Origin of the sequence: Zhongshania aliphaticivorans, from assembly GCF_001586255.1 — a bacterium.
Classification (GTDB): Bacteria; Pseudomonadota; Gammaproteobacteria; order Pseudomonadales; family Spongiibacteraceae; genus Spongiibacter; species Spongiibacter aliphaticivorans.
On record NZ_CP014544.1, the window covers coordinates 1,143,905 to 1,169,005 of the forward strand.

Genomic DNA, 25,101 nt, shown 5'->3' on the forward strand with positions numbered 1-25,101 from the left:
TATCGGCCCGGCAAATGACTAATTTGTGAGAGCATTATGGACAATAACAATCCTTGGCTGCGGGCAGAAATAGCCCAGTGGTTAAGGGAAGGGATTATTACAGACGAGCAGGCAACAACACTTTATGCGCGCTACCCAGCAATGGTGTATGGGCGCGCTGGCGGCGCTAGCCGTGTTGGTCTCGGCCGCAGCTACAGTGGCGATGGCCGCTGGGGTAAGGTCATTTTTGCGGCATTGGGCGCGGCTATTTTTGGCATGGGCGTCATTTTGTTCTTTGCCTATAACTGGGCAGATATGCATCGCTATCTCAAACTGGCGGTGATTGGTGGTTCAATTCTACTGGCCCATATTGCGGGCATGGCACTTTTTCACGCTAAGGATCAGCGCCGTTCGCTGGGCGAAAGCTTGCATTTACTCGGTACTATTCTCTTTGGTGCAGGGATCTGGTTGGTAGCGCAAATCTACCATTTTGATGCGCACTACCCCGATGGTTTTTTGCTGTGGTTTGTCGCGGCCTTAAGTCTTGCATGGGCTTTGCCGTCGGCCGCCCACGGCATATTGGCAACGGTGCTACTCGCCTTGTGGGCCGGGCTAGAAACCTTTGAGTTTCAGCGCCATTTGCCGCAAGCAAGCTGGATACTCATCTGCGCTATTCTGCCCTTGGCGTGGTGGCAGCGCGCTAACAGTTTGTTGGCGATGGCGCTGGTAAGCCTGCCGCTCTTTTACGTCTTTGGGGTGTGGCGCTTTGGTGAACAATTCCTTATGCCCGTATTACTGCTATTGGTGGGAAGCTATTTTGGGTTTGCTCAATTAGCGACGAGCTTAGCTTACCCAGCAGCGAAAAGTGTCTTTTATAGTGTCGCGATAGTGCTGTGGTTAGGCCTCGTTTTTGTTGGCAGTTTTATTGGCATGCCGTCGCAGCAAGGTATGTCGACCGTACCGGGCTTTGGTCTGTTTCATTTGCTTGTGCCGGCGCTACTGACAATGACGGTTTGGCTGGCAACCTTGCTGAGAAGTAGTTCGCGTCCAGTGAATCCAGAGGCCTGGTTGGAAACTGGTCTTGTGCTTATTGTATTACTCTTTGTTGTGCTACCGGCCATGTTTGGTGCTGATATACAGGGCTTTGGCCGCTTGGTATTTAACCTGGTATTTCTGTTGTACAGCTTGCTGTTTGTCTACCGTGGCACGGAGCATGGTCGTGGCAAAATTCTGGGTTTGGCTTGTATCATGTTAAGTGCGCTTGCCCTGGCGAGATTCACCGACTTGTTTCATAGCTTACTCGCACGCTCTAGCGTGTTCTTACTGCTTGGCATACTGCTATTTGTGATTGGCCAGCGTTATGCCAAGCAAAATACTCGCCGCAAGTTGGAGAAGCCCCGTGCGTAAAGGATTGATTGTGGCGCTGGTGTTGAGTCAGTTAGGGGTGCTCGGCTATTTGGCAGGGCAGCGCGAATGGGTGCGTCAGCGTGGAGAACAAATTTATTTGCGCACCGCGCCGGTAGACCCACGTGACCCAATGCGGGGAGACTATGTTCGCTTGAGCTATGGCTTAAATTCTGTGGATCTGGCCCAGTATCGGGGTAAAACGGCGGGCACGGCACTTAGCCGCGGTACCGCAGTTTATGCCTTGCTTAAGGCGGGCCCAGACGATGTTTATGAACTGGATTACTTAAGTGATAGTGCGCCACCGTCTGGACTTTATCTCCGGGGCCGAGTGAGCCGAGAGGTGCTTGGGGGACAAATCCCGGTGAGTTACGGTATTGAGCAATACTTTGTTGAACAAGGGAGTGGCGAAGCCATTGAACTAAGACGCGGTGACCGGGAGGGTGTGCAAATACCCATGGAAGTGGCCGTTGCGGTAGGTTCCAATGGTTTGGGTGTGCTTAGTGCTTATCGCTGGAGTCGTTTGGGGATCGGGTTTGAACAGATTAACCCAACGACAACCGCGCTTAGCAATACCTTAAATTGGGACAGTGCGACAATTGCACAACGCAGTCCAGTATTGGTGGTGAGTTTACAGAATGTGTCGGACACCGAATTAAAAATTGCGGATAACGATAAACATTGCGGCTTTAGTTTGCAGTCTCTCGGTGATACCGGGCGCAGCTTGAGTCAAGCCGACAAGAGCTGCTCGCCTTATGTGCTGCGTGAGGCGGATATGATTAATTTAGCGCCAGGTGAGGTGTACCGGGTAGAACTCAATATGGGCTTGCCGCGCTGGTACGTGACAGAACGTGGCAGCAGTACCTCCTCAGCCATTGTGGTCAGCGCGGCAAATGAGCGTTTTAGGCTAGTTTATCAGGCGCCAAGTGTCTTGCCGGGAATGGATGTGCCTTTGCTGTGGCGGGGTAGTTTGGCGTCGCCAGCATTCAGTGTGCGTGGCCGAGTAGACTAGGTTTTTGTCAGTCGTAAAAAAGGCGCTCTAGGCAATCAATAGAGATCACTGCAAGTTCTTTAATACAGACATTATGGAGCTACCGAATATTAAACTGCGGTGCATTATTGATGGCCATGTTTACAGCAAGTTAGGCTAGCGGCACAAATTAAGGCGTGGCTTTGCTCCAATTGTCCCCTTCCGAACGCGTGAACTGCCTAGACACTGCGTGAAAGTACAAGCAGTCCGTAATATAGGGCTTGTTGGCCGCCGCGAAAGTCGCGAAGTGAACACTCAGGATTATGATTATCGGTGACCTGATATGAATGACCAACATACGCGCGCTATTCGTGAGACTCTGGGCAATGTAGTACTTTAAATTGAGCGGATTGGTTCGATATCCGTATCCGAGGTTGCTTCGAAACCGGTCATTGATCGTTTGGCGGTCTTTGCTCAGCCTCGGGAGAAAGATCGCTACCTTCGCTCTCTGCTGAAAGCATGCGATGAACCGCGGGTTCGCGAACCTGATTTTGATGGGCATCGTATGTTGCGGACGCCGGCGCGAGATGTACATGTCAGCATGCTTCCAACTGACGTGAAAGGCATTCGTCTAGCAAATGAGTCTAACCGTACATCTAACTAGCGCAGCATATTCGTCGTTGTTGAAAACGTAAAAACTGAGCGCGCGATTTATCACGGTATTCAAGTTAACAAGGAGGTTTGACGTATGGCTAAGATTTTTAGTGAACGGATGACAGCTGATGTCGACGGCGAATTTGTTGTTTTTTTAATTGGCTTGAGAATTAATAAGCCCTGGAAAATTCATAAATGGTTGCCCGTGGCGAGGGCCATGCCGAAAATGATTAAAGAGCTTTATCGCAATCCAGACTCGGGGCTTATTAGCCACGAGGTGTGGTTTGGTCGAACCATAGTTATGGTGCAGTACTGGCGCTCCTTCGAGCACCTTGAACGCTATGCAAAAAATAAGTCGTCATTACATTTGCCTGCGTGGGCAGCGTTTAATAAAAAAGTGGGCAGTAATGGTGATGTTGGTATCTGGCATGAAACCTATATTTCCAGAAAAGGCATGTACGAGTGTGTGTACAATAATATGCCGAAATTTGGCTTGGCAAAGGTCGGCGCTCATGTTCCTGCAGCGGGTAAGTTCAATGCCGCGCGCGATAGGGTTAATGCCAGTGCTACTTAAATTTGCGTGGCAGACCTGCCGTGAAAGTCTTGCGGCAACAAGCGGCGTTAGCGGCGAATTATGCTGTTGTCGAGTTTTGAATGCTGGCGAGTATTGAATCGGTCGAATAATTCTTGGGGCTTAGCGACTACGGCATTGAGGTAAACCTGCGGGGCGGACTCCAGTGCGTTGGTACCGTTGGGACGCTTTACATCTGCCGCTAATGTGGGGAATTGGCGTTGAGGTGGTCGGGGCGATCACGGTTTGAATCTTATTAATGAATGCCTTCGAGGCAGCGCTCGCCTATGTTGCGTTGGCTCAATTAGAGCTGCCACCAATACCATTAACGTCACACATTTCCGGTCGTCATGAACGCTGGGGCGAATCCAACGTGCGTTGTTTTTTCTTATGAAGGCGGGAGTTTGGCGATTTGAAAACAGCTATTTCGTGTTAACGCTAAGCTGAATGAACTCGATGCCAAGGCTTCCATGACGGAGCATCTGGGTGGCCTTCGTTTGTTCGCTATGGCCAAGAGATACTGCTGGCCACTGGTACTTTGCCGCTAAGCCGGCATCCTCACGTTTTTCTGCTACGTTTCTATTCGCGGTATAGGCTACTATTGCCTTTCGAGTCGAGGTGGTGAATTGCTACCCATAAACACGAAGTCAATCAGTGAAAAATGAAAGCGGTCATTGGGCCATATGTCCAAATTGTCAGGGACGCGGAAAGCGAGGCCGGAGAATTCGTAAGAAAGTGCGCTTGCTTTATCAGCGGCAGTTGGGCGAATTCGAAAAAATGAAAGGCGCGGGACCGAGCCCCGTTCGGCCGACGGCCCACCTTGAGCTGTGCCTGAATTGCCTTGGCTCCGGTTTGATCCCAGCCGTTGCCCGCACTGTTGCGAACCAAGAAAACTACCCCCATATAGCGATTATTGGCGGTGGCATTGGCGGGGTCGCCCTAGCGGTGGCATGTTTGCATCGTGGCATTCCTTTTACGCTCTATGAACGAGACAGCGGTTTTGATGTCCGCTCGCAGGGATATGGGCTCACTCTGCAGCAAGCGAGTAAGGCCATAGAAGGCTTCGGCATTTTCGGCTTAGAGGCCGGAGTGATTTCAACTAGGCATGTGGTTCATACCACAGCAGGGAAGGTGGTTGGTGAGTGGGGAATGCGCAAATGGATGCATTCCGGTAGCAAAAAATCACCCAAGCGCACCAACGTGCATATTGCACGGCAGTCTTTGCGTTTAGCACTGCTTGAACAGCTCGGTGGCGTCAATGCGGTGGCATGGGGGCATCAGTTAGTCGATTTTAAAGAATGCGAGGGTGAGGGTGTTGACCTGCGCTTTCAGGTAAGCGGGGAAATAAAACAGGCCAAGGCTGACCTTGTGGTAGGTGCTGACGGTATTCGCAGTGTTGTGCGCAGCATACTGATAGGTGATGAAAGCCCTTTACGCTACCTTGGTTGTGTTGTGATCTTGGGCATTTGTGCCTTGGCAGATCTTGACGGCATACAGAGTGATCTATTGGACTCGGCCACGGTGTTTCAAACTGCCAATGGCAATGAACGAATCTATATTATGCCTTATGCGGCAGATTCAGTAATGTGGCAGCTGAGCTTTCCGATGGCAGAAAACGACGCTAAGGTGTTAAGTGCTAAGGGCGCACAAGCTCTTAAAGATGAAGCTTGTCGACGAACCCCGTGGCACGATCCCATTCCTCAGATTTTAGCGGCGACGCCGCTCGCGCGGGTGTCTGGCTACCCAGTATATGACCGAGAATTACTCACAGCAGAAGACTTGGAAAAAGGCGCGAAAGCAACTCTGATTGGCGATGCGGCGCACCCCATGAGTCCCTTCAAGGGGCAGGGCGCAAATCAAGCGCTACTGGATGCCTTGGCGCTGGCGCGGGCAATTTCAAAAGGTTGCTGGTCTTCATCTCAATGGCGCGACGTTGGCGTGAGAGCGAGTGTGTTAACTGAGTTTGAAACAGAAATGTTGGCGCGCAGTGCGATCAAAGTAGAGGGGTCCGCAGAGGCAGCAGAGTTCCTGCATTCAGATATTGTGCTCTATGAGGGCGATGAGCCACGTGGGCGGAGTCGAAGCTAGCTGAGTTGGTGGCGTCGGTTAAGCAATTTTGGGAGCTCAGTCACCGCAGGATGCTAATTGCTTACGCGGTTGCGTACTGGCAATTGATACGCTAAACGTGGAATTTTGTGTGTTGAGATATCGCTGTATTGCCCAAGCCGCAATACTGCCTAGGCGAGTTTGGCTAAATTACCCCGCCATAACGTACAATACGGCCTTTATCTAAAAGCAAGGCGCATTACATGGCAATTCAGTGGTATCCGGGGCATATGCATAAGGCCCAGAAGGACATCAGGGAGCTTTTGCCCCAGGTCGATCTGCTGATCGAGGTATTGGATGCCCGTATTCCGTATTCCAGTGAAAACCCTTCTATTGCCAAAATTCGCGGTGACAAGCCCTGTATTAAAATACTGAGTAAATCCGATTTAGCTGACCCCTTGGTGACTGCGGCGTGGCAGACGCATTTGGAGCTGCAGCGAGGGGTGAAAACCTTTGCGACCACCACCGATGAGCCGGCTAAAATTAAGCAGTTGTTAACGCTGTGTCGGCAAATGTTTCCCGCAAAAGATGCCGGCGTTAAAACCATTAACGCGATGATTGTTGGTATTCCCAATGTGGGTAAATCAACCATTATTAATACGCTGGCAGACCGGGTTATTGCCAAAACGGGCAATGAACCGGCGGTCACCAAAAGCCAGCAGCGCATAAATTTGGGCAGTGGCATTGTGCTCTTTGATACCCCCGGAATTCTCTGGCCAAAAATTGAAAACCCCAATAGTAGCTACCGCCTTGCTGTGACTGGTGCAATTAAAAGCACTGCCATGGAATACGACGACGTGGGTTTTTACGCGGCGGATTACTTGATTAAGGCCTACCCAGAACTGCTCAAAGAGCGCTTTCAGCTTGAGAGTATTCCGGATACCGAGTTGGCCTTTTTGGAAGTGGCGGCCTTGCGGCGAGGTGCTTTAAGCGCGGGCGGCCGTATTAATCTGCATAAAATTTGTGAATTGCTGATCAATGAGCTCCGTGCGGGTACGGTGGGCCGAATTAGCTTGGAAACGCCAGACATGGTGGTGGCTGAGGAAATTATTATTGCCGAAGCGCAAGCGAAAAAAGCGGCAGACGCTGCGGAGCGCAAGCGACGCTTTAAGCAGGGTTCACGTAATCCCAGCGAGAGTCAGTTAGCGGAGCAAGAGGCCAATAACGCAAAACGGGCGCCCCGTGGTTCTCGTCCACCAAAAGCGACGAAGCCGACCAAATCGCGCAAATCTAAGTAGTTGCGTGCTTTGGCGAGGAGTGGATTGACGGAGTGCTTGGCCCTATTTGGGGCGAACCCTTGGCAGTGTGTTATGAAGAACGTGGGCCATGAGCGAATTTTCTGAGTTTGATAGTGCGTTGCGTGTTGCTGACGATGTAAATACAGAGCTTAAATCTGATGTTGAACGCGCTATTAATGCCGCTGCAGCCCGCTATTTTGACGAATGTCGGGCGGCGGTACCGGCCTTTATTGATCGTCATTTTCACTACCCCGGCGCCATAGCCTTAAACCGTGTTGCCCTAGGCTGGGATATGCTGCGAGCACCACTGAATTTGTTTTGGGCGCCGTTATACGGCGTACTTGCCTTGTTGAAATACAGCTTGGTGAAGTCAAATAGCCTAAGCGGTTTGTGCCGCGTGCTCGACGCGATTCCAGCGGGTCTTAATACCAAGGTGCAAACCCAGATTAGCGATTTAATTAAGCGTGAATTGCTGAATCGTGAAGGCCACGATAATGCCTTAGAAGCAAATATACTGGCCGCCCTACATGATGTCTATCGCCAGCATAATCAGCAGCCCATAGCGGAGCAAGGGTTTAGCCAGCTGATTGAACCTCTTTTGATTGATGCCTTGCAGCAATATCAATACACGCGCACGGCCTCGGCCGATATTGCCAATAGCTTGTCTTGCACGGTGCTTGGTGCTTTTGCTTTTCAAAAGTTTACCCCAGGTGGTATTGGTGTTGCTGCGCTGCTGGCATCGCTGGCGGCAGAGGAGTTGGCAATCCAGCAATTTTGGCTAGGTGATACTCTCGGGCAGTGGTATTACAGTTTGTTTCCGCCGGAGCCAAGTATGGCGCTAAGTCTGGGCATGTTTGCGGGTGTCTTGGCTGCCTTGGCGTCGTTTGCCGCATTTTCTGGGGTGGTCACCGATCCTTTGCAAGCGATGATGGGCATGCATCGTCGCCGCTTACTCAAAATGTTAAATCACCTGCAGCAAGATTTTAATGCGAATAGTCAGGGGAGCTTTCGGCCAAAAGACCATTTAGTTGCGCGAATATTGGACGGTTTCGATATGTTGAGGTCGAGTGTGCTCTAGGATTTTGGGCGCAGTGCTGTGCTTTAATGGGTTCGCAGCCTCTTGTTGAGGCAAGTATGGCATAATAGCCCGCGAGCTATAAATTTGTGGCCTTGGGCGTGACCTTGCAGGCCTTAAGTTTTGAGCAGAAAGGCGTTTAGAGTAAATAAGGCAATAGGCCTTAGCGTTTAATCAATTGGGAAGTAAGCATGGATAATAATGATGTTCTGCGCCGAGTGCGCTACATCTTCGATTTTAATGACGCAAAAATGATATCGGTTTTTGGTTTGGCAGATCATTTGGTGAGTCGAGAAGAGGTGAGCGATTGGTTGAAGCGTGAAGGCGACCCAACTTATCAGCCCCTCAGTGATCTGCATCTTGCGGCATTTCTCAACGGTTTGATTAGCGATAAACGTGGTAAGCGCGAAGGTCCAAAGCCAGAGAACGAAAAGCGGTTAAGCAATAATATGATTTTTATGAAGCTGAAAATTGCCCTTAACCTCAAGGCCGAGGATGTAATGGCAATCTTGGCGTTAGCGGACGTGATTATCAGCAAGCATGAGCTGAGTGCGTTCTTCCGCAAAACCGATCACAAGCATTATCGGGATTGTAAGGATCAAATTTTGCGTAATTTCTTAAAGGGATTGCAGCTTCAATACCGCAACGATGCGGCGATGGAAGCGGAATTTGATGCCGAAGTAGAATAGCTTTGTGATAGGGGGTGGCGCTGTTATCGCGCCACCCCTAAGACTTAGCTAATATTGCCCGTCACCCGAACTCGACGGCTGGTGGGTGTCGCATTCACGGATTTTGCGGCTTCGCGCTTTTTAATGCCATCGTCAATGATGTTTTTCAGGGCGATAATCATGCCCGTAAAGATAAACGCGCCGGGCGGTAGAATCGCCACCAGTACGGCAGTGTAATCATCAACCAAGACAATCTTCCACGCTTTGGCGCCCTCGCCAAAGAGTAAGTCCATATTCGCGAATATCGCGCCGGTACCAATCACTTCGCGTACCGCGCCGAGCAACATCAATATTACCCCAAAGCCGACGCCCATAATAAAGCCGTCGTACATGGCGGGTAGCACTTTGTTCTTACAGGCAAAGGCGTCGGCACGGCCAAGAATTACGCAGTTGGTGGTAATCAGCGGCAGAAAAATACCCAGAATTTGGAATAGCTCATAGGCGAAGGCCTGCATTAGTAATTCGATGCAGGTTACGGCCGCCGCAATAATCATTACAAAGGCGGGCAGGCGAATGGCGTCTGAGGCAAAGCTGCGAATCATTGATACGCAGGTATTGGATATCGTGAGCACCAGCATGGTCGCTAAGCCCATACCGAGTGCGTTAATCACCGAGCCAGTCACGGCGAGCAGAGGACATAATCCGAGTAACTGGACAATGGCGGGGTTATTTTTCCACAGGCCATTTACGGAAATGTCACGATAGCTAATATCACTCATGGCTGTGCTCCTGATCGGACTCGATGCCCGTAATCGTCGTGCGATTGGCATCAAAGTAAAGTAGGGCGCGGTGTACTGCGGCAGTCACGGCGCGGGGAGTGATGGTTGCACCCGTAAATTGGTCAAACACGCCCTTGTCTTTTTTTACGGCCCATTTGCTTTCGTCTGGGTTGTTCAGGCTCTTGCCGATAAAGCCGTCTACCCAGTGGCTCTTTTTATAGTCTACCTGATCGCCAAGGCCAGGGGTTTCTCTGTGGGATAAAACCCGTACGCCAGCAATGCTGCCGTCGCCATTGATGCCAACGATCATATCGATATCGCCGGTATAACCGTCGCGGGCGGTCGCGGGCAAAATAGCGCCGACAAACTCGCCGTTTTGGGTGGCGCGATAAAATTTCTTGGTTTCGCGCAGGCCCAATAATTCGCTGTCGGCGACGGTGTCGACATCGTCGAGCATAGAGTTATCGTGCCTGGATTTAGGAATAATTTGCAGTAAGGCACGTTCTTCGGCGTGACGGATATTTTCTTGAATTAAACCCCGGGTCGAAAGGTAAGTGCCCGCAATAACACCCGTGGTGAGTACTGCAAACAGGCCGAGGAGTAAGCTGTTTTTACTAATGGATTGGCCGAGAATATTCATTTTTCGGCTCCGGTGTTGTGTCCATAAGTGCGGGGCTGAGTGAAGTGGTCAATAAAGGGTGCCGCAAAATTCATTAATAGCACGGAGAAGGCCACTGCGTCGGGGTAATTGCCCCAGACCCGGATAATATAAATTAACAAGCCGATCAAGGCGCCGTAAATCAGGCGGCCGCGATTGGACACCGCCGAGGTGACAGGATCGGTAACAATAAAAAAGGCACCGAGCATGGTAGCGCCGCTGAACAAGTGGAAGAACGGCGAGCCGCCAGAGGCAGAACTGCCGCCGTCATAGAAGAACAGTGACATAAGCGTTAAGGCGGCGAGCATGCTCAGTGGCGCGTGCCAGGTAAAAATGCGGCGGTATATTAGGTAGGCGCCGCCCAATAAAAAACCGGCGTTTGCCCATTCCCAACCTTTACCCGAAATTTGGCCGAATTGGGCTGACTGGGACCAGAGATCGTCGACCAGTAATGCGTTATTTTGTTTGAGCACATCCAGCGGCGTGGCCATGGTAATTGCGTCAATGGCTTCGCGACCAAAACCAAAGCAGTAACGCAGGGCCTCAATGGGGCCGAGTAGGTCGCCGGCAAAACTGCCCTTGGGGGCCATCCACGTGGTCATTTCCACGGGGAAGGAAATCAGCAGCATGACGTAGGCGGCCATGGCGGGGTTGAAGGGGTTGTAGCCCATGCCGCCATAGAGTTGTTTGCAGATTAAAATAGCGAAGCCAGTACCGATCATAATCAGCCAAAATGGCGCGGCAGGTGGCAGGGCAATGCCAAGCAAAAATGCGGTGACAAGGGCGCTGTAATCATTGAGATAAAAACCAATAGGGCGCTTGCGCCAGCGCAGCGCCAAGGCTTCAAACGCTAAGGCGGTAATACTGGCCCACAGTACGTTGACAATGGTGCCAAAACCAAAGAACCAGGTCAGTGCCAGCATGCCGGGCAGGGTTGCCATAAGCACAAGGCGCATGACGCTGGCGGTGCTCATCGGCCCGTGAGCGTGGGGTGAACTGACTTTTAAAAATCCCATAGTCTGCTTTGTGCTCTGTATAAAAGTTTAGCCCAACTTCTCTTTAGCGCTAGCCAGTTTGTCTTGTAGCTTCGCGATTGAGTCGGCGAGAATCTCGGCCTTGTCGTCGCCGCTTTCTTGGGCGGCGCTTAGTTTTTCTTGCGTGCGAGCGATGCGGTTTTCTAAAGACGCAATGCTTTGCTTGAGTTTGTCGTCCTCGCTCATATCAGCCTGGGCGGCGCGCGCGGCTTTGGCGCGTTCTATTGCGGCCTGCACTGGATCGTCGCTGCTCGCTTGCTCTGCTGATACGGCTTCTTTGGTGATGGCCTTTGCCGAAACTTTGGCAAGGTGTTCTGCCAATTCTTGTTTTGCGCTGTCGAGTTTGCTTTGGGTTTTCTTAGCACCAGTGGCAAAGGCGGCGACATTGGCGTCGTTTTGCTCTTGGGCAATACTCAGCTTTTGCTGGGCGGCGGCGAGGCGTTTTTCGGTGGTGGCGACCAGGTTTTGCAAACGTTGAGTTTTGTCTTCGTCGCTTTCGTCGGCGCTGGCACCGGCGCGTTTGGCCATCGCGCGGGCGATGGCGGCTTGCGCGGGATCGGTGGCGCCGGTGTCTGCGGGCGCACTCGTCGAGCGGGCTTGGTGCTCTGCGAGTTCTTTTTGCAAGGCGGTAAGCTTGTCTTCGGTTTTGATTACCGCAGTAGCAAAGGCCTCGACGTTTTCGCCGCCCTGTTCTTTGGCTAGGGCGAGCTTTTCGCGGGCGCTGGTGAGTCTGCGCTCCGCGCTGGCAATGAGTAATTGCAGACGCTCAGTTTTTGCTGCGGGGGTTTCTTCCTCAACTTTGCCGTCGCGTTTGGCCTGTGCGCGAGCAATGGCGTCGTGGGCAGGGTCGGCAGCATCGGCCTTTTTAGCCTTGCTGCGCTCAATGGCCGCTTGAATAAGATCAGTTTTGCTGCTGTCGGGGTTGCTCACAGCGGCAGCGGCTTTATCTTTTGCTGCTTGCAGCCGCGCCGCGCGTTTAGCTTCTTTTTCGGCTTCTTCTTGTTCGAGTCTGGCGGTGCGGGCTTCAAAACGTTCTTTGGAGCGCTCGGCTTTTATCTTGTCTTGCTGGGCTTGGCGAATCTCGGCTTTTGATGCGCGGTAGTACTGCACCAATGGAATATTGCTGGGGCACACATAGGAACAGGCGCCGCACTCTATGCAGTCGAAAAGTTTGTGATCTTCAAGTTTTTCGTGTTCCTGCGCTCGGGAAAACCAGTACATTTGCTGGGGCAACAGCGACACTGGGCAGGCCTCGGCGCACATGCCGCAGCGGATACAAGCTTGTGCTGGCGGTGGTGGCGGCAGTTCGGCCGCAGTGGGCGCGAGTACACAGTTGCTGGTTTTCACGATTGGTACTGCGGTGTCTTGCAGGGTATAGCCCATCATGGGGCCGCCCATGACCAAGCGAATGCAGTCGTCTTTTTTAAAGCCGCTTTGGTCCAGCAGAAATTGCACTGGCGTGCCGAGTAGTACTTCGTAATTGCGGGGCTGGCTGCAGGCTTCACCGGTAATGGTCGTAATGCGTGAGATGAGCGGCTCACCTAAGCATATGGCGCGGTAGATTGCGGTGGCGGTGCCGATGTTTTGGCAGACAATGCCGATATCAGCAGGCAGGCCGCCAGCGGGTACTTCTTTGCCGGTTAATATTTGAATCAATTGTTTTTCGCCACCAGAGGGGTATTTGGTGGGGAAGGGTACAATTTCGATACCGGTGCCTTGCGCGGCTTTTTGCAGCGCGGCAATGCCCTCGGGTTTATTGTCTTCAACGCCGATCAGGGTTTCTTTGCTGGGCTTGATTAAATGACGAAGAATTTCTGCACCGGCAATAATTTCGGCGGCGCGCTCGCGCATTAAAATATCGTCGGCAGTGATATAGGGTTCGCACTCGGTGCCGTTGAGAATTAAGGTCTCAATGGGTTTGTCGTCGCGGGTACTGAGTTTTACTGCGGACGGAAAGCCCGCACCGCCCATGCCGGCAATACCGGCTTGGCGAACGCGGTCAATTAAATCCATTTTGCTTAAGCTGCGAAAGTCTTCGACGCCGCTATGCTTAGCCCACTCGTCTTGGCCGTCGGTGTCGATCACAATACAGGCACCGCTCATGCCAGAGGGGTGAGGGATTAAGCGCGATTCAATGGCCACTACCGTGCCAGATGTTGGCGCGTGTACGGGGGCGCTAACAAAGCCCTTGGCTTCGGCAATCATTTGGCCTTTTAAAACGCGGTCGCCGACGCTAATGATCGGACTGGCGGGGGCGCCAATGTGCTGAGCGAGCGGTAGTATTATTTGCGGGGGTATACCAGCTGCTTTAATGGGCGATTGCAGAGACTGCTGTTTGTTTTCTGCGGGGTGAATACCGCCGTGAATATCCCACACCTTTCTGCTTGGCTGGCTCATGCGCTGGCCCCGCTGCGGTCGGTGGCGATCAGATCTTCTGGCGGCTTGGGTTTGTCCCAGGCCCAGGTTTGCAAGCTGGTTTCAATGGGGCGCATTTCTATACAGTCAACAGGGCAGGGTTCAACGCAAAGATCGCAGCCGGTACATTCACTGGCGATGACGGTGTGCATGTGTTTAGCCGAGCCCAAAATGGCGTCGACGGGGCAGGCTTGAATACATTTGGTGCAGCCGATGCATTCGTCTTCGCGAATATAGGCCACCGAGGGCACGGACTCTTCTACCGCGTCTAGGGGTTTGGCTTCTACACCCAATAAATCGGCAAGTGCGGCAATAGTGGCTTCGCCGCCGGGTGGGCATTTGTTAATGTCGTCGCCGTCGGCAATGGCTTGGGCGTAAGGGCGGCAGCCTGGGTAGCCACACTGGCCGCACTGGGTTTGGGGCAGCAATGCCTCAACTTGGTCGGCGATTGGGTCGCCCTCGGTTTTAAATTTTACTGCAGCAAAACCGAGTAGGGCGCCGAACACCACGCCGAGACTGACCAGTGCCAGCAGGGATGCGATAAACGGGTTTTGGGCAATTAATTCAATCATCGTTATACCAAACCGGCGAAGCCCATAAAGGCCAGTGACATGAGTCCGGCGGTAATCATACCAACGGCAGGGCCTTTAAAGGGTTGGGGCACATCGGCGGCGGTAATGCGTTCGCGCATGGCGGCAAACAATACCAAAACCATGGAAAAGCCAGCGGCGGCGCCAAAGCCATACAGGGCTGATTCAACAAAGCTGTGGTCTTTATTGATGTTGAGCAGGGCAACACCGAGTACCGCGCAATTGGTGGTGATCAGGGGCAGGAATACGCCAAGCACCTTGTAGAGCATAGGGCTAGATTTACGTACCACCATTTCGGTGAACTGCACGACAACGGCTATGACCAAGATGAAGGTAATGGTGCGTAGGTATTCGAGACCGAGTGGAACCAATAGCCACTCATAGGTCAGCCAGCTGCAAATCGAGGCGAGGGTCAGTACAAAGGTAGTTGCACTGGACATGCCAATGGCGGTTTCCAATTTATTGGAAACCCCCATAAATGGACACAGGCCCAAAAACTGCACCAGTACAAAGTTGTTAACCAGAATGGCGCCGATTAACAGTATTGAATAGTCTGCTAACACAATTGTAGCCTCGTTTAGTTCTGTGTTGACACCGCGCTGAGTATTGGTGCGCAGTGACCAGCAAAATAAGCTGGCTAGACACTCATGGCTCGGATCTTAGTTTATTTCGATCAAGCGTTCAATTTAAAATACTGTAACCCTGGCGCGCGGCTGGCCGCGCGCAGCAGCTTGAATTTACTGGATTTTCATGCCGGCTTTGGCACCACTGTCGGGGCTGAGCAACCAAATTTCCTGATCGCCAGGGCCTGCAGCCAATACCATGCCTTCGGATAGACCAAAGCGCATTTTACGGGCTTCGAGGTTGGCCACCATGACCGTGAGTTTACCCACCAATTGCTCGGCAGTGTAAGCGGTTTTAATGCCCGCAAAGACTTGGCGCTCGCCGTATTCGCCAAGGCTTAAGGTGAGTCGCAGTAATTTGTCGGCGCCCTCGACTGCCTCGGCAGCGATGATCTCGGCTACTCGCAGGTCGATTTTAGCAAAATCGGGGTAGGCTATTGTGTCTGCGATACCCATGTCTTTGTCTTTCGCTGCCTTTTTCACTTTGTTTTTTACTGGCGCTGCTGGTGCCTTGGCGGTGCTGCTGTCGCCGCTGGCAGCGACCATGGCCGCTACTTTGTCAGCGTCAACGCGATTCATCATCGCCTTAAAGGGCTCAATGGCGTGGTCTTGCAGTGGGCTGAATTCGCCCTGCCATGTCAGCTTGCAGTTTAAGAAGGCTTCGGCTTGCACGGCAAGTTCTGGGAGTACTGGTGTGAGATAGGTCATTAGCACGCGGAATATATCGATGCACTGGGAGGCAACGTCGGCGGCTTGGCCCGCGGTGTCTTCGCTTTTTGCCAGTTTCCACGGTTCGCAGGAATCAAAGTATTCGTTGGTGGCATCGGCCAGCGCCATGATTTCGCGCACGGCTTTGCTGTATTCGCGCTGCTCGTAAAGTTCGGCAATCGCATCGCTGGCGCCAGTGACGCGTTTCCACAGTTCGACGTTGTGCTGCGTGCTAGCCAGTTTGCCAGCATTGCCCTTGTGTACAAATTTGGCGCTGCGGCTGGCGATATTGACTAGCTTGCCAACGAGGTCTGAGTTAACTCGGTTGATAAAGTCTTCGAGGTTTAAGTCGATGTCGTCTACCGCACCGGATAATTTAGCCGCAAAGTAATAGCGCAGGTATTCGGCGGGTAAGTGTTCCAGATAGGTTTCGGCCTTGATAAAGGTGCCGCGAGACTTCGACATTTTCTTGCCGTTAACGGTTAAGAAACCATGGGCATAAATCGCTGTGGGCTGGCGGAAACCTGCTGAGTCGAGCATCGCAGGCCAGAACAAACCGTGGAAGTTGATAATGTCTTTGCCAATAAAATGATAAAGCTCAGCTTTGGAGTCAACACCCCAAAATTCATTAAAGTCGCGGCCATTGGCCTCGCACCAGTTGGCGCAGCTGGCCATATAGCCAATGGGAGCGTCTAGCCAAACATAGAAGAACTTGCCTGGCGCACCGGGGATTTCAAAGCCGAAGTAGGGTGCATCGCGAGAGATGTCCCAGCTGTGCAGGCCGGCATCCAACCATTCGCGCAGTTTATTGGCGATTTGCGGCTGCAGGGCGTCGCTGCTGGTCCACTGACGTAGCAGGTTTTCAAAGTCGCCGAGCTTAAAGAAAAAGTGGGTGGAGCTTTTCTCGATTGGCGTGGCGCCGGAGATGGCCGAACGCGGATTAATTAATTCCGCTGGGGTGTAGGTGGCACCACAAGCTTCGCAGTTGTCGCCGTATTGATCTTCGGTTTTACATTTGGGGCAGGTGCCCTTGATGTAGCGGTCGGCGAGAAATAACTGCTTCTCGGGATCAAATAGCTGGGTGACATCTTTGCGCTCAATATGGCCATTGGCGTCGAGGCGGCGATAGATTTCTTCAGAGTAATGTTTGCACTCAGGCGAGTGGGTGGAATGGTAGTTGTCGAAGCGGATTAAAAATCCGGCCAAATCCCGCTCGTGCTCGGCTTTTACCCTAGCAATTTGCTCTTCCGGCGTAATGCCGAGCTTTTCAGCGGTGAGCATTATCGCGGTGCCGTGGGCATCGTCGGCGCATAAATAGATGCAGTCGTTGCCGCGCTGTTTTTGAAAACGCACCCAAATATCGGTCTGGATAGATTCCAGTAAGTGGCCGAGGTGGAGTGGGCCATTGGCGTAGGGCAGAGCGCTGGTAACGAGGATCTGGCGCGACATGAGTGTCCTTGTTGTAAACATGGCGGCGGCAGCTGCGGGGCTGGCGGCGCGGGTGGATTCCGAGGCGCCATACTATAGCGTTTTTGGGCCACTCGTGCATCTGCTATGGCGTTGTTCGATGCTTGTCTGCCGCGTATACTCGCCCGCTGATTAAAAGGTTTATTTGAGTAGAGGCAGGAAATGGCGACAGAATTGGAATCTCAAGTTCGCGAGGCATTAATGGCCGTGGTTTTGCCGGGCTTATCCGCGCCATTAGCACAATTTGCCGATATTCATTCTCTTGCTGTGAAGGGTGGTCGCGTCGATGCGGTTGTGGAGCTGGGTTTTGCCGCCCGCAGTGCGCAGCAATCCTACGAACAAAGCTTAGGTTCGGTGTTAAAAAGCCTTGATGGTATTGCCGATGCGGCAGTGCGAGTCACTTGGAAGATTGCGCCCTATGCCGCTCAGCAAAATATTAAAAGCATGGAGAATGTCCGCAATATTATTGCGGTAGCCTCCGGCAAAGGCGGGGTTGGTAAGTCTACTACCGCGGTGAATTTGGCCCTGGCACTGGTCTCCGAAGGCGCAAGGGTTGGTCTGTTGGATGCTGATATATACGGCCCCAGTGTGCAAATGATGTTGGGTGTGGCCAATGGTGTGCGCCCCAAGCCCTACGGTACCCATTACTTGCTGCCGATTGAGGCGCACGGTGTGCAATCGATGTCCATGGGCTATTTGGTTACCGAAGATACGCCGATGGTATGGCGCGGGCCAATGGCAACTGGCGCACTGCAGCAGCTATTAAATCAAACCTATTGGCAGGATTTGGATTACCTCATTATTGATATGCCGCCGGGCACAGGCGATATTCAGCTGACCCTGTCCCAAAAAGTGCCAGTTTCGGGTGCAGTTATCGTTACCACGCCGCAGGATATTGCCCTGCTCGACGCTAAAAAAGGCATTGAGATGTTTCGTAAAGTCTCGGTTCCCGTACTGGGTATTGTTGAAAATATGGCAGTGCATATCTGTAGTGAGTGCGGTCATCACGAACATGTGTTTGGCGAGGGTGGCGGCGCGCGGATGGCGAGTAATTACCAAGTGCCAATGCTGGGCTCGCTGCCCTTGTCTATGCAAATCCGCAGCCAAGCCGATTGCGGTAAGCCGGTGATGGTGGCAGATCCTTCTGGCGATGCCGCGGCTTTGTATCGTAGCGTGGCCATTGGCATGACGGCGGAGCTGGCCAAACGCCAACGGGTGCAGAGTAATGCCTTTCCCAATATTTCCATTAGTGATGATTAATTCATTTTTATAAAGTAGCGGCTTAAACGATAGCGGCGGTTGAGAAGGTAAGGGGACACAATGAGTATCAAGTCGGATAAATGGATTCGCCGCATGGCTGAAAACGAGGGCATGATTGAACCCTTTGAGCCGAGCCAAGTGCGGGATCAGGGTGGCTCTAAGATTATTTCTTATGGCACTTCTAGCTATGGCTACGATGTGCGCTGCGCCAATGAGTTTAAGGTTTTTACCAATATTTACTCGGCAACCGTCGACCCCAAAGCTTTTGACGAGAAGAGCTTTGTCGATATCACGGCCGACTACTGCATTATTCCCCCTAATTCGTTTGCATTGGCCCGCACCGTGGAATATTTTCGAATTCCTCGCAGTGTATTGACCATGTGTTTAGGTAAGTCGACCTATGCGCGTTGCGGCATTATTGTGAACGTCACCCCGCTGGAGCCGGAGTGGGAAGGTCACGTGACCTTGGAGTTTTCTAATACCACCACCTTGCCCGCGAAAATTTACGCCAATGAAGGTGTGGCGCAGATGCTGTTTTTTGAGTCAGACGAAATTTGCGAAGTGAGTTATAAAGATCGCGGTGGTAAGTATCAGGGGCAAACTGGGGTGACCCTGCCGAAGACTTGAGCAAGGCCGCTAAACGCTTGATGGGAGACGGTATACGCTAAGACCGGATAAATCTCCTGCGATTACAGAGTAGTCATGTCTCTGTAGGCAGTTATCCATGTCATTGCGTGTAAGCCTAGGTCTGTACTCCGTTGCTAAGATGGGCTCCTGCTTTCGCAGGAGCGACGACCAGATAAATTCCCAGCAATTACAGAGTAATCATGCCTGTGTAGGCAGTTATTCATGTCATTGCGTGTAAACCTAGATCTGTACTCTGTTGCTAAGATGGGCTCCTGCCTTCGCAGGAGCGACGGCCAGATAAATACCCAGCAATTACAGAGTAATCATGCCTGTGTAGGCAGTTATCCATGTCATTGCGTGTAAACCTAGATCTGTACTCTGTTGCTAAGATGGGCTCCTGCCTTCGCAGGAGCGACGGCCAGATAAATTCCCAGCGATTACAGAGTGGTCATGCCTCTGTAGGCAGTTATCCATGTGATTGCGTGTAAGCCTAGGTCTGTACTCCGCTGCGGAGATGGGCTCCTGCCTCCGCAGGAGCGACGATTAAATAGATTCCCTGTAATTACAAAGTAGTCATACCTGCGCAGGCAGGTATCCATGTTACAGGGTGCAAACCGGCCACATAGGTAACACTTCAGCAGCTAGCCCTTAACTTTTTTACCGTTGAGGGTAGCGCTGAGTAACTCCAAGGAGTAGGTGTCATCTTCGTCGGTTTGTTCAAGCCGAACGATCAAAAAATTCCAGTCTTTCGCCAGCCACACGATGGTTTCGCTGTCGCTGCCTTCGCGGCTGCGGCGCAGCTTCACGGTATTTAATTTGCCGACTGGGCTGTCGATGATTTCTTCACCTATTTTTTCTACTTGGTAGGTTTTGTGTTTGCCGCGGTTGACCACAGTTTGCACCATGGCGGTATCGAAACGGCCAGAAATTAGCGCTTGGCGCATTTGCAGTTGGGCGCTGAGCTGGTCAAAGGTGCCTGCCGTTAGCGGTGCCGACCACGGTTTGCGGTATTTTTTATCGGTGGCGAGGGCGCGGGGCCAGTCAAAGTTAATTTTTTGGTCTTGCTTGCTGCTGAAACTATTATTGTATTCATAGCGCAGTGGCCGCAGGCCCATGGCACCGTCTTCAATTATGCTTTCTTCGCTGACTTTGATAAACATCAATTTGGCGTGTTGGGATAGCTGCCAATTATTACCTTGCTTGCTTAGGCTGCGAGTAGCTGTGGTGGTTAAGCTATTACTGCTAATTTTGTATTCAGCTTCGTAAGGCAGGATTTTGCTTGTTTGGGCGGCTGGGGTTTTAACAGATTCCGCATTAGTGGGTTCAGCGTTTATTGGCTTGGTTTTAGCGGGTGGGACGGGAACCAGCATTTTGGGCCCAGTGTCGTGAATGGCGCTCATGCCGCCACCGCTTGCAAATGTATGGCTTGCAAGGGTGAAAAATACTAATGCGAGCAGGCTATTCTTGCTGAAAAAGAATGCCAGTTTCGGGTAAGACTTGCTCATCGAATACCGCCTTTGAGTCCTGTAACACTAAGCGTCCCTCAGCAAACCATCGCGCCGCCAGGGGGTAGATTGTATGCTCTTTGGACAGTACCCGAGTCGCAAGTGCTGCAGCATCGTCGCCAGGAAATACCGGTATTTTTGCCTGAATTATGGCGGGGCCGCCGTCTAATTCTTCGGTGACGAAGTGAACAGTGGCGCCCGCTTCACGGTCACCCGCATCGAGCGCACGCTGGTGGGTGTGCAGGCCCGGGTATTTAGGTAGTAAAGAAGGGTGGATATTAATAAGCCGCCCCAGGTAGTGACGAACAAAACCCGGGGTAAGGATGCGCATAAAGCCAGCGAGCACCACCAAGTCGGCGTCGTAGCTATCTATGCAGACTTGTAATTCGGCATCGAAGGCTTCGCGACTGGCGAATTGGGTGTGGTCGATACAAGCGGTAGCGATGCCAGCTTGCTTGGCCCGCTCCAGACCAAAGGCTTGCGCCTTATTGCTGATGACCGCGCAAATCTCGACGCTAGGTAGCAGGCCGTCTCTACTGGCATCGATAAATGCCTGGAGATTAGAGCCGCTACCCGAGAGCAGTATGACAAGTTTGCAGGGCATGAATTACATGCCTGCAATAGTGACTTGCGGCTCGTCTTCCCCTGCGGCTTCAATACTGCCGATCTCTTGAGCTACTTCACCCTGCTGGGTAAGCATGTCGATAACGGCTTCGGCGTCATCGGCGGCAACCGCCATTACCATGCCAATACCGCAGTTAAAGGTGCGATACATTTCCCGTGGCTCGACATTGCCCTGCTCTTGCAGCCAGTCAAAGATGGCTGGCCGCTGCCAAGTGCTGCTGTCAATGACGGCTTTGGTGTTGCGCGGCAGAACGCGGGGGATATTGTCGAGCAAGCCGCCGCCGGTAATATGGGCAAGGGCGTTGACCCGATATTGCTTGATAACTCGCAGTACGGGTTTAATGTAGATTCGCGTTGGCGCCAGCAGGGTTTCCCCTAAGGTGCTATCGCCAAAAGCTTGATCCAGCGTGGCGCCGCTGTGCTCAATAATCTTGCGCACTAGCGAATAGCCATTGGAATGCGGGCCGGACGAATTGATACCTATCAACTTATCGCCGATTTTGACCGAGCTGCCGTCAATGATATTGGCTTTTTCGACCACGCCAACACAGAAACCCGCGAGATCGTAATCATCGCCTTCATACATGCCTGGCATTTCGGCGGTTTCGCCGCCAACCAGTGCACAACCCGCCTGTTCGCAGCCGGTACCAATGCCGCTAACTACATTGGCGGCAATATCGACATTTAGGGCGCCAGTGGCGTAGTAGTCGAGAAAGAAGAGCGGTTCCGCACCGGTCACCAGTAGGTCATTGACGCACATGGCAACCAAATCGATACCGATGGTGTCGTGAATACCCACATCCATCGCGAGTTTGAGTTTGGTGCCGACGCCGTCGGTGCCTGAAACCAGTACCGGCTCTTTATAGCCAGTTGGAATTTGGCACAGGGCACCGAAGCCGCCAAGGCCACTCATGACCTCCGGGCGACGGGTGCGTTTGGCAACATCTTTAATGCGTTCTACTAGCGCATCACCGGCATCGATATCAACGCCGGCATCTTTATAGCTTAAGCTTGGCTTACTGGTGTCAGTCATAGTCGTTGGCTGTCCTCTAAGAGGGCGCCATTCTAGCTTGATTGTGAGTTTAATTCAGCAGCAAAAGCGCGACTTTTTGCCACTACTCACGACGATGTCCCGGTTGCTTGCTACAATGGCGCCTTGGGACGGGCAAAAGGGCTTAAAACAAGTGAAGCAAATTATTAGGGTGTCGGTTGTTCTCTGGCTATTTGTCGTAGCAGGGATGAGTGCCGTGGTGGCCGGTACCGTGGCTAATTTATACGATGAGCAGCTGGTGGTGGAATCCCAGTCACCTGAAACTCTTAAAAAGGCTGCTGCTGAGGCACTAGAGCGAGTCTTTATTCGGGTCTCCGGTCGGGGTGATATCGCGAGTAATGCCGCCGTTGCGGGGGTGTTGGCTAGGCCTGAGCCTTTGATTACTCAGTATCATTATCAGCGCAGCAAGGGTGAAAACGGCGAAGATATACTGCTGCTCAGCCTCAGCTTTTCCCCTCGGCAAGTCAATTCAGAACTGCAGTCAGCGGGGTTGCCAGTGTGGTCGGCGAATCGCCCCGCTGTATTGGTTTGGCTGTTGGCAGATACCGCTGAGGGACGCCAGTTTGTGGGTACTGATAGTCAGGCTGAACTCCTTAAAGATTTAAAAGAAGTGGCGCAACGCCGAGGGTTAGATTTGCAGCTGCCATTATTTGACCTAGCGGATTCAACGAATTTAACGAGTGATCAGCTCTGGCAGATGTCGGTAGACGATGTGCGCCGAGCGTCGGCGCGTTATTCCGCGCCATTTGTGTTGATGGGGCGCGCGTCGCAGTTTTCTACTGGACAGTGGATTGCAAGCTGGATGGTTTTGCAGGGCGACGAAGTGATCCGCCTTGAGAGCGAGGGCTTGGATGGGCGAGACTTGTTAGCGAGGCCAGTGGGTGCGCTCGCCGACCTGCAGGCGTCAAAATACTCGGTGGTGGCCAGTGGGGGAGTGAATAGCGCGAATAGTTTGATACACGTGAGTGGTATCACGAACTTTGCCGCTTACGCCGATATGATTACTTATTTAGAGGGCTTGGCGGTGGTTCAGCATGCTAACACGGTGTGGCTCTCGGATAATGAGTTGATATTGGAGCTGGTATTAAATGACGATATGGAAAAAGTTAAGCGCTTTCTGAGTCTCGATGGCCGCTTGATGGAAGAGCCCGCGAGTACGGTGGTAATGAACAGTGCCGCGCTATCAGTGCGCGGCTTCTATCGCTGGTCGGGTCGACACCTATGAAAGCCCTGCCAAAGCCGCTGTGGGTGATTATTGGCCTTGGCCTAATTGCACTGCTGATTCATTTGCTGGCACCAATATTAATGCCTTTTTTGCTGGCGGCAGTATTGGCTTATATGGGTGACCCTCTTGCCGACAGACTAGAGGCAAGGGGCATGGGGCGGACTTGGGCCGTAGTGACGGTGTTTGCGACCCTTAGTCTTGGTGGTGCGCTAATTTTACTTATTACCCTGCCGCTGCTGATTGAACAGCTGCAGCTATTAATGGAACGCATATACGACGGGCTGCGCTGGGTACAGTCCACTGGTCTGCCTAAACTACGTGAATATTTGGACTTGCCTGAGCAAACTCAACCTATGGAGAGTGCTCGGGAAGCGATCAGTGAGCATTGGGCGAGTGCTGGCGGCATACTTTTTTATCTGTGGGACAAGGTCAGTGGCTCTAGTCTGGCCTTGATTGCGTGGCTGGCCAATATGACCTTGGTGCCAGTGGTGACGTTTTACTTGCTGAGGGACTGGGATGTTTTAATGGCGGCGATTCGCAATTTACTGCCGCGTTCGATTGAAGCGCGCACAGTGCTTATTGCTAAAGAGTGTGATGAGATATTGGGTGCTTTTGCCCGTGGCCAGTTACTTGTTATGTTGGCCTTGGCGGTTGTGTATACGGTAGGGCTGTGGATAGTGGGGCTTGATTTGGCGTTGATCCTAGGTTTGGCTGCGGGCTTGGCGAGTATCGTGCCGTATCTCGGCGTTATCGTCGGTATTGGCGCCGCGGGTACGGCGGCGTTTTTTCAGTTTGACGGTCTATGGCCGCTGGCGGGGGTTGCGGCGGTGTTTGGGTTTGGCCAGTTATTAGAGTCGATGCTGTTAACGCCGCTATTAGTTGGCGATAAAATTGGCTTACACCCGGTAATGGTTATATTTGCAATTTTGGCGGGTGGCCAGTTGTTTGGCTTTGTCGGTATCTTGCTGGCCCTGCCTTTTGCAGCAGTAATAAAGGTGATGATTAACCATTTGCACGAATATTATAAGCAAAGTGGATTTTACGGCGCTGTTCCCGCCTCTGCCGAAGAGCGGGAGCTGGGGGATTGATGGCTAGTCAGCAACTGCCATTAGCGCTCAAACTCGACAACGATGCTACTTTTGATAATTTCTATATTGCCGATGAACATCGGCTATTGCTTAATCAGCTTCGCCAGCAGGCAATGGCGCAGGGTGAAAAGTGGATTTATCTTAGCGGCGGGGTCGGTCGCAGCCACCTTTTGCAGGCTTGCTGCCATTTGGCTGACGCCAATGGCCTGTACGCTCGCTACATCCCCCTTGCTGACGTTGTGGATTATGAGCCCGAGGCCCTATTGGAAGGCTCAGAGTATTTAGATTTGCTCTGTTTAGACGACCTTGACGTAGTCGCGGGGCGGCCAAATTGGGAGCGAGCGCTGTTCAATTGCTACAATCAGATGCTGACAACCGGGGCGCGGATGTTAGTTGCCTCGGCAAAACCGATTGTTCAGCAGGGCATCGCCCTCGCCGACCTGCATTCACGCTTGCAGAGCTTTAGTGTTTACCTGCTTCGCGATTCCGATGAGGCCACGCGACTTGCAGCATTTCAGTTTCGGGCTAGACTGCGGGGTATTAGTATTTCGGATGCCGTAGCTGAATATATTTATATGCGTTGTCAACGAGACCTTGCGAGTTTGTTTGGGATATTGAATACTCTTGACCAGGTCAGCTTAGTGGAGCAGAGAAAGTTGACCATTCCATTTATAAAAAAAGTGATGGAATGGTGATTATTTTTTGTCTGAAAATTTGGTAATAGCGCAAAATACGGCTATTTTTAGCATGTGCATGGGAACTTGCCTGCTAATAAGTGTTCG

General features: G+C 52.2%; 23 protein-coding genes. 13 read left to right on the forward strand and 10 right to left on the reverse strand.

Annotated features, from left to right (window positions below; genetic code table 11):
- Positions 1 to 36: 36 nt before the first annotated feature.
- The 8 genes from AZF00_RS05040 to AZF00_RS05075 all read left to right on the forward strand — a co-directional run bounded on the left by AZF00_RS05040 (position 37) and on the right by AZF00_RS05075 (position 8,686).
- Positions 37 to 1,386, forward strand: a complete 1,350-nt coding sequence (locus AZF00_RS05040; protein ID WP_008246449.1) for a DUF2157 domain-containing protein — start codon at positions 37 to 39, stop codon at positions 1,384 to 1,386.
- The gene (locus tag AZF00_RS05045) at positions 1,379 to 2,395 is read left to right on the forward strand and encodes a GDYXXLXY domain-containing protein (protein ID WP_008246450.1); all 1,017 of its coding nucleotides are present in this window, start codon (positions 1,379 to 1,381) and stop codon (positions 2,393 to 2,395) included. The genes AZF00_RS05040 and AZF00_RS05045 overlap by 8 nt, the downstream gene beginning before the upstream one ends.
- A 367-nt stretch (positions 2,396 to 2,762) precedes the next feature.
- Positions 2,763 to 3,017, forward strand: a complete 255-nt coding sequence (locus AZF00_RS19785) for a GrpB family protein (RefSeq protein ID WP_418112972.1) — start codon at positions 2,763 to 2,765, stop codon at positions 3,015 to 3,017.
- A gap of 84 nt (positions 3,018 to 3,101) precedes the next feature.
- Positions 3,102 to 3,581 (forward strand): DUF4188 domain-containing protein, encoded by a 480-nt coding sequence (locus tag AZF00_RS05055; protein ID WP_008246453.1) that lies wholly within the window; start codon positions 3,102 to 3,104, stop codon positions 3,579 to 3,581.
- 774 nt (positions 3,582 to 4,355) lie between these two features.
- Complete coding sequence (locus AZF00_RS05060; protein WP_197465714.1) at positions 4,356 to 5,666, forward strand: FAD-dependent oxidoreductase; 1,311 nt, start codon at positions 4,356 to 4,358, stop codon at positions 5,664 to 5,666.
- Positions 5,667 to 5,887: 221 nt separating this feature from the next.
- A complete protein-coding gene (gene ylqF / locus AZF00_RS05065; RefSeq protein WP_008246457.1) occupies positions 5,888 to 6,922 on the forward strand; it encodes a ribosome biogenesis GTPase YlqF in 1,035 nt (344 codons plus the stop codon).
- Positions 6,923 to 7,010: 88 nt separating this feature from the next.
- On the forward strand, positions 7,011 to 8,000 hold the full coding sequence (locus AZF00_RS05070) for a DUF6635 family protein (RefSeq protein WP_008246458.1): 990 nt from the start codon (positions 7,011 to 7,013) through the stop codon (positions 7,998 to 8,000).
- Positions 8,001 to 8,188: 188 nt separating this feature from the next.
- Complete coding sequence (locus AZF00_RS05075; protein WP_008246459.1) at positions 8,189 to 8,686, forward strand: YehS family protein; 498 nt, start codon at positions 8,189 to 8,191, stop codon at positions 8,684 to 8,686.
- 44 nt (positions 8,687 to 8,730) lie between these two features.
- Here the strand turns inward: AZF00_RS05075 and AZF00_RS05080 are convergent, their stop codons facing one another.
- From AZF00_RS05080 to metG, 7 genes are all read right to left on the reverse strand, one after another.
- On the reverse strand, positions 8,731 to 9,444 hold the full coding sequence (locus tag AZF00_RS05080; RefSeq protein WP_008246460.1) for an electron transport complex subunit E: 714 nt from the start codon (positions 9,442 to 9,444) through the stop codon (positions 8,731 to 8,733).
- Positions 9,437 to 10,078 (reverse strand): electron transport complex subunit RsxG, encoded by a 642-nt coding sequence (rsxG, locus tag AZF00_RS05085; RefSeq protein WP_143829309.1) that lies wholly within the window; start codon positions 10,076 to 10,078, stop codon positions 9,437 to 9,439. Before rsxG ends, AZF00_RS05080 begins: the two co-directional genes overlap by 8 nt.
- Before the next feature lie 2 nt (positions 10,079 to 10,080).
- A complete protein-coding gene (rsxD, locus tag AZF00_RS05090; protein ID WP_008246462.1) occupies positions 10,081 to 11,118 on the reverse strand; it encodes an electron transport complex subunit RsxD in 1,038 nt (345 codons plus the stop codon).
- Positions 11,119 to 11,145: 27 nt separating this feature from the next.
- On the reverse strand, positions 11,146 to 13,533 hold the full coding sequence (gene rsxC, locus AZF00_RS05095; protein WP_008246463.1) for an electron transport complex subunit RsxC: 2,388 nt from the start codon (positions 13,531 to 13,533) through the stop codon (positions 11,146 to 11,148).
- Positions 13,530 to 14,123 (reverse strand): electron transport complex subunit RsxB, encoded by a 594-nt coding sequence (rsxB, locus tag AZF00_RS05100; RefSeq protein WP_008246464.1) that lies wholly within the window; start codon positions 14,121 to 14,123, stop codon positions 13,530 to 13,532. The genes rsxC and rsxB overlap by 4 nt, the downstream gene beginning before the upstream one ends.
- 2 nt (positions 14,124 to 14,125) lie before the next feature.
- Positions 14,126 to 14,704 carry an electron transport complex subunit RsxA gene (rsxA, locus tag AZF00_RS05105; protein WP_008246465.1) on the reverse strand — a complete coding sequence of 193 codons (579 nt, stop codon included), beginning with the start codon at positions 14,702 to 14,704 and terminating at the stop codon, positions 14,126 to 14,128.
- 174 nt (positions 14,705 to 14,878) lie between these two features.
- Complete coding sequence (gene metG / locus AZF00_RS05110) at positions 14,879 to 16,942, reverse strand: methionine--tRNA ligase (protein WP_418112928.1); 2,064 nt, start codon at positions 16,940 to 16,942, stop codon at positions 14,879 to 14,881.
- A 159-nt stretch (positions 16,943 to 17,101) separates the two neighbouring features.
- On the opposite strand from metG, the gene apbC reads away from it, so the two are divergent.
- A complete protein-coding gene (gene apbC / locus AZF00_RS05115; protein ID WP_008246467.1) occupies positions 17,102 to 18,199 on the forward strand; it encodes an iron-sulfur cluster carrier protein ApbC in 1,098 nt (365 codons plus the stop codon).
- 60 nt (positions 18,200 to 18,259) lie between these two features.
- On the forward strand, positions 18,260 to 18,826 hold the full coding sequence (gene dcd / locus AZF00_RS05120; RefSeq protein WP_008246468.1) for a dCTP deaminase: 567 nt from the start codon (positions 18,260 to 18,262) through the stop codon (positions 18,824 to 18,826).
- A 641-nt stretch (positions 18,827 to 19,467) separates the two neighbouring features.
- Here dcd and AZF00_RS05125 read toward each other — a convergent pair.
- From AZF00_RS05125 to purM, 3 genes are read right to left on the reverse strand one after another with little or no spacing between them, the layout of a single operon-like run.
- On the reverse strand, positions 19,468 to 20,331 hold the full coding sequence (locus AZF00_RS05125; RefSeq protein WP_008246469.1) for a DUF3108 domain-containing protein: 864 nt from the start codon (positions 20,329 to 20,331) through the stop codon (positions 19,468 to 19,470).
- Positions 20,285 to 20,935 carry a phosphoribosylglycinamide formyltransferase gene (gene purN, locus AZF00_RS19440; RefSeq protein ID WP_008246470.1) on the reverse strand — a complete coding sequence of 217 codons (651 nt, stop codon included), beginning with the start codon at positions 20,933 to 20,935 and terminating at the stop codon, positions 20,285 to 20,287. The genes AZF00_RS05125 and purN overlap by 47 nt, the downstream gene beginning before the upstream one ends.
- 3 nt (positions 20,936 to 20,938) lie before the next feature.
- The gene (gene purM / locus AZF00_RS19445) at positions 20,939 to 21,988 is read right to left on the reverse strand and encodes a phosphoribosylformylglycinamidine cyclo-ligase (RefSeq protein WP_008246471.1); all 1,050 of its coding nucleotides are present in this window, start codon (positions 21,986 to 21,988) and stop codon (positions 20,939 to 20,941) included.
- A 43-nt stretch (positions 21,989 to 22,031) separates the two neighbouring features.
- Between purM and AZF00_RS05140 the strand changes: the two genes are divergently transcribed.
- The 3 genes from AZF00_RS05140 to hda are packed head-to-tail and all read left to right on the forward strand — an operon-like array spanning position 22,032 to position 25,014.
- Positions 22,032 to 23,231, forward strand: a complete 1,200-nt coding sequence (locus tag AZF00_RS05140) for a DUF2066 domain-containing protein (protein WP_062383256.1) — start codon at positions 22,032 to 22,034, stop codon at positions 23,229 to 23,231.
- Positions 23,228 to 24,319 carry an AI-2E family transporter gene (locus AZF00_RS05145; protein ID WP_008246493.1) on the forward strand — a complete coding sequence of 364 codons (1,092 nt, stop codon included), beginning with the start codon at positions 23,228 to 23,230 and terminating at the stop codon, positions 24,317 to 24,319. The genes AZF00_RS05140 and AZF00_RS05145 overlap by 4 nt, the downstream gene beginning before the upstream one ends.
- Entirely contained in the window at positions 24,319 to 25,014 is a 696-nt protein-coding gene (gene hda / locus AZF00_RS05150; RefSeq protein ID WP_008246494.1) for a DnaA regulatory inactivator Hda, read from the forward strand. The genes AZF00_RS05145 and hda overlap by 1 nt, the downstream gene beginning before the upstream one ends.
- The last annotated feature ends 87 nt before the right edge of the window (positions 25,015 to 25,101 follow it).

Excerpts from the sequence above, each read along its gene's own strand:
- AZF00_RS05040 (WP_008246449.1), top strand. The coding sequence starts at position 37 with ATGGACAATAACAATCCTTGGCTGCGGGCAGAAATAGCCCAGTGGTTA.
- AZF00_RS05055 (WP_008246453.1), top strand. The coding sequence starts at position 3,102 with ATGGCTAAGATTTTTAGTGAACGGATGACAGCTGATGTCGACGGCGAA.
- AZF00_RS05060 (WP_197465714.1), top strand. The coding sequence starts at position 4,356 with ATGAAAGGCGCGGGACCGAGCCCCGTTCGGCCGACGGCCCACCTTGAG.
- ylqF (WP_008246457.1), top strand. The coding sequence starts at position 5,888 with ATGGCAATTCAGTGGTATCCGGGGCATATGCATAAGGCCCAGAAGGAC.
- AZF00_RS05070 (WP_008246458.1), top strand. The coding sequence starts at position 7,011 with ATGAGCGAATTTTCTGAGTTTGATAGTGCGTTGCGTGTTGCTGACGAT.
- AZF00_RS05075 (WP_008246459.1), top strand. The coding sequence starts at position 8,189 with ATGGATAATAATGATGTTCTGCGCCGAGTGCGCTACATCTTCGATTTT.
- AZF00_RS05080 (WP_008246460.1), bottom strand. The coding sequence starts at position 9,444 with ATGAGTGATATTAGCTATCGTGACATTTCCGTAAATGGCCTGTGGAAA.
- rsxD (WP_008246462.1), bottom strand. The coding sequence starts at position 11,118 with ATGGGATTTTTAAAAGTCAGTTCACCCCACGCTCACGGGCCGATGAGC.
- rsxC (WP_008246463.1), bottom strand. The coding sequence starts at position 13,533 with ATGAGCCAGCCAAGCAGAAAGGTGTGGGATATTCACGGCGGTATTCAC.
- rsxB (WP_008246464.1), bottom strand. The coding sequence starts at position 14,123 with ATGATTGAATTAATTGCCCAAAACCCGTTTATCGCATCCCTGCTGGCA.
- metG (WP_418112928.1), bottom strand. The coding sequence starts at position 16,942 with ATGTTTACAACAAGGACACTCATGTCGCGCCAGATCCTCGTTACCAGC.
- apbC (WP_008246467.1), top strand. The coding sequence starts at position 17,102 with ATGGCGACAGAATTGGAATCTCAAGTTCGCGAGGCATTAATGGCCGTG.
- dcd (WP_008246468.1), top strand. The coding sequence starts at position 18,260 with ATGAGTATCAAGTCGGATAAATGGATTCGCCGCATGGCTGAAAACGAG.
- AZF00_RS05125 (WP_008246469.1), bottom strand. The coding sequence starts at position 20,331 with ATGAGCAAGTCTTACCCGAAACTGGCATTCTTTTTCAGCAAGAATAGC.
- purN (WP_008246470.1), bottom strand. The coding sequence starts at position 20,935 with ATGCCCTGCAAACTTGTCATACTGCTCTCGGGTAGCGGCTCTAATCTC.
- purM (WP_008246471.1), bottom strand. The coding sequence starts at position 21,988 with ATGACTGACACCAGTAAGCCAAGCTTAAGCTATAAAGATGCCGGCGTT.
- AZF00_RS05145 (WP_008246493.1), top strand. The coding sequence starts at position 23,228 with ATGAAAGCCCTGCCAAAGCCGCTGTGGGTGATTATTGGCCTTGGCCTA.
- hda (WP_008246494.1), top strand. The coding sequence starts at position 24,319 with ATGGCTAGTCAGCAACTGCCATTAGCGCTCAAACTCGACAACGATGCT.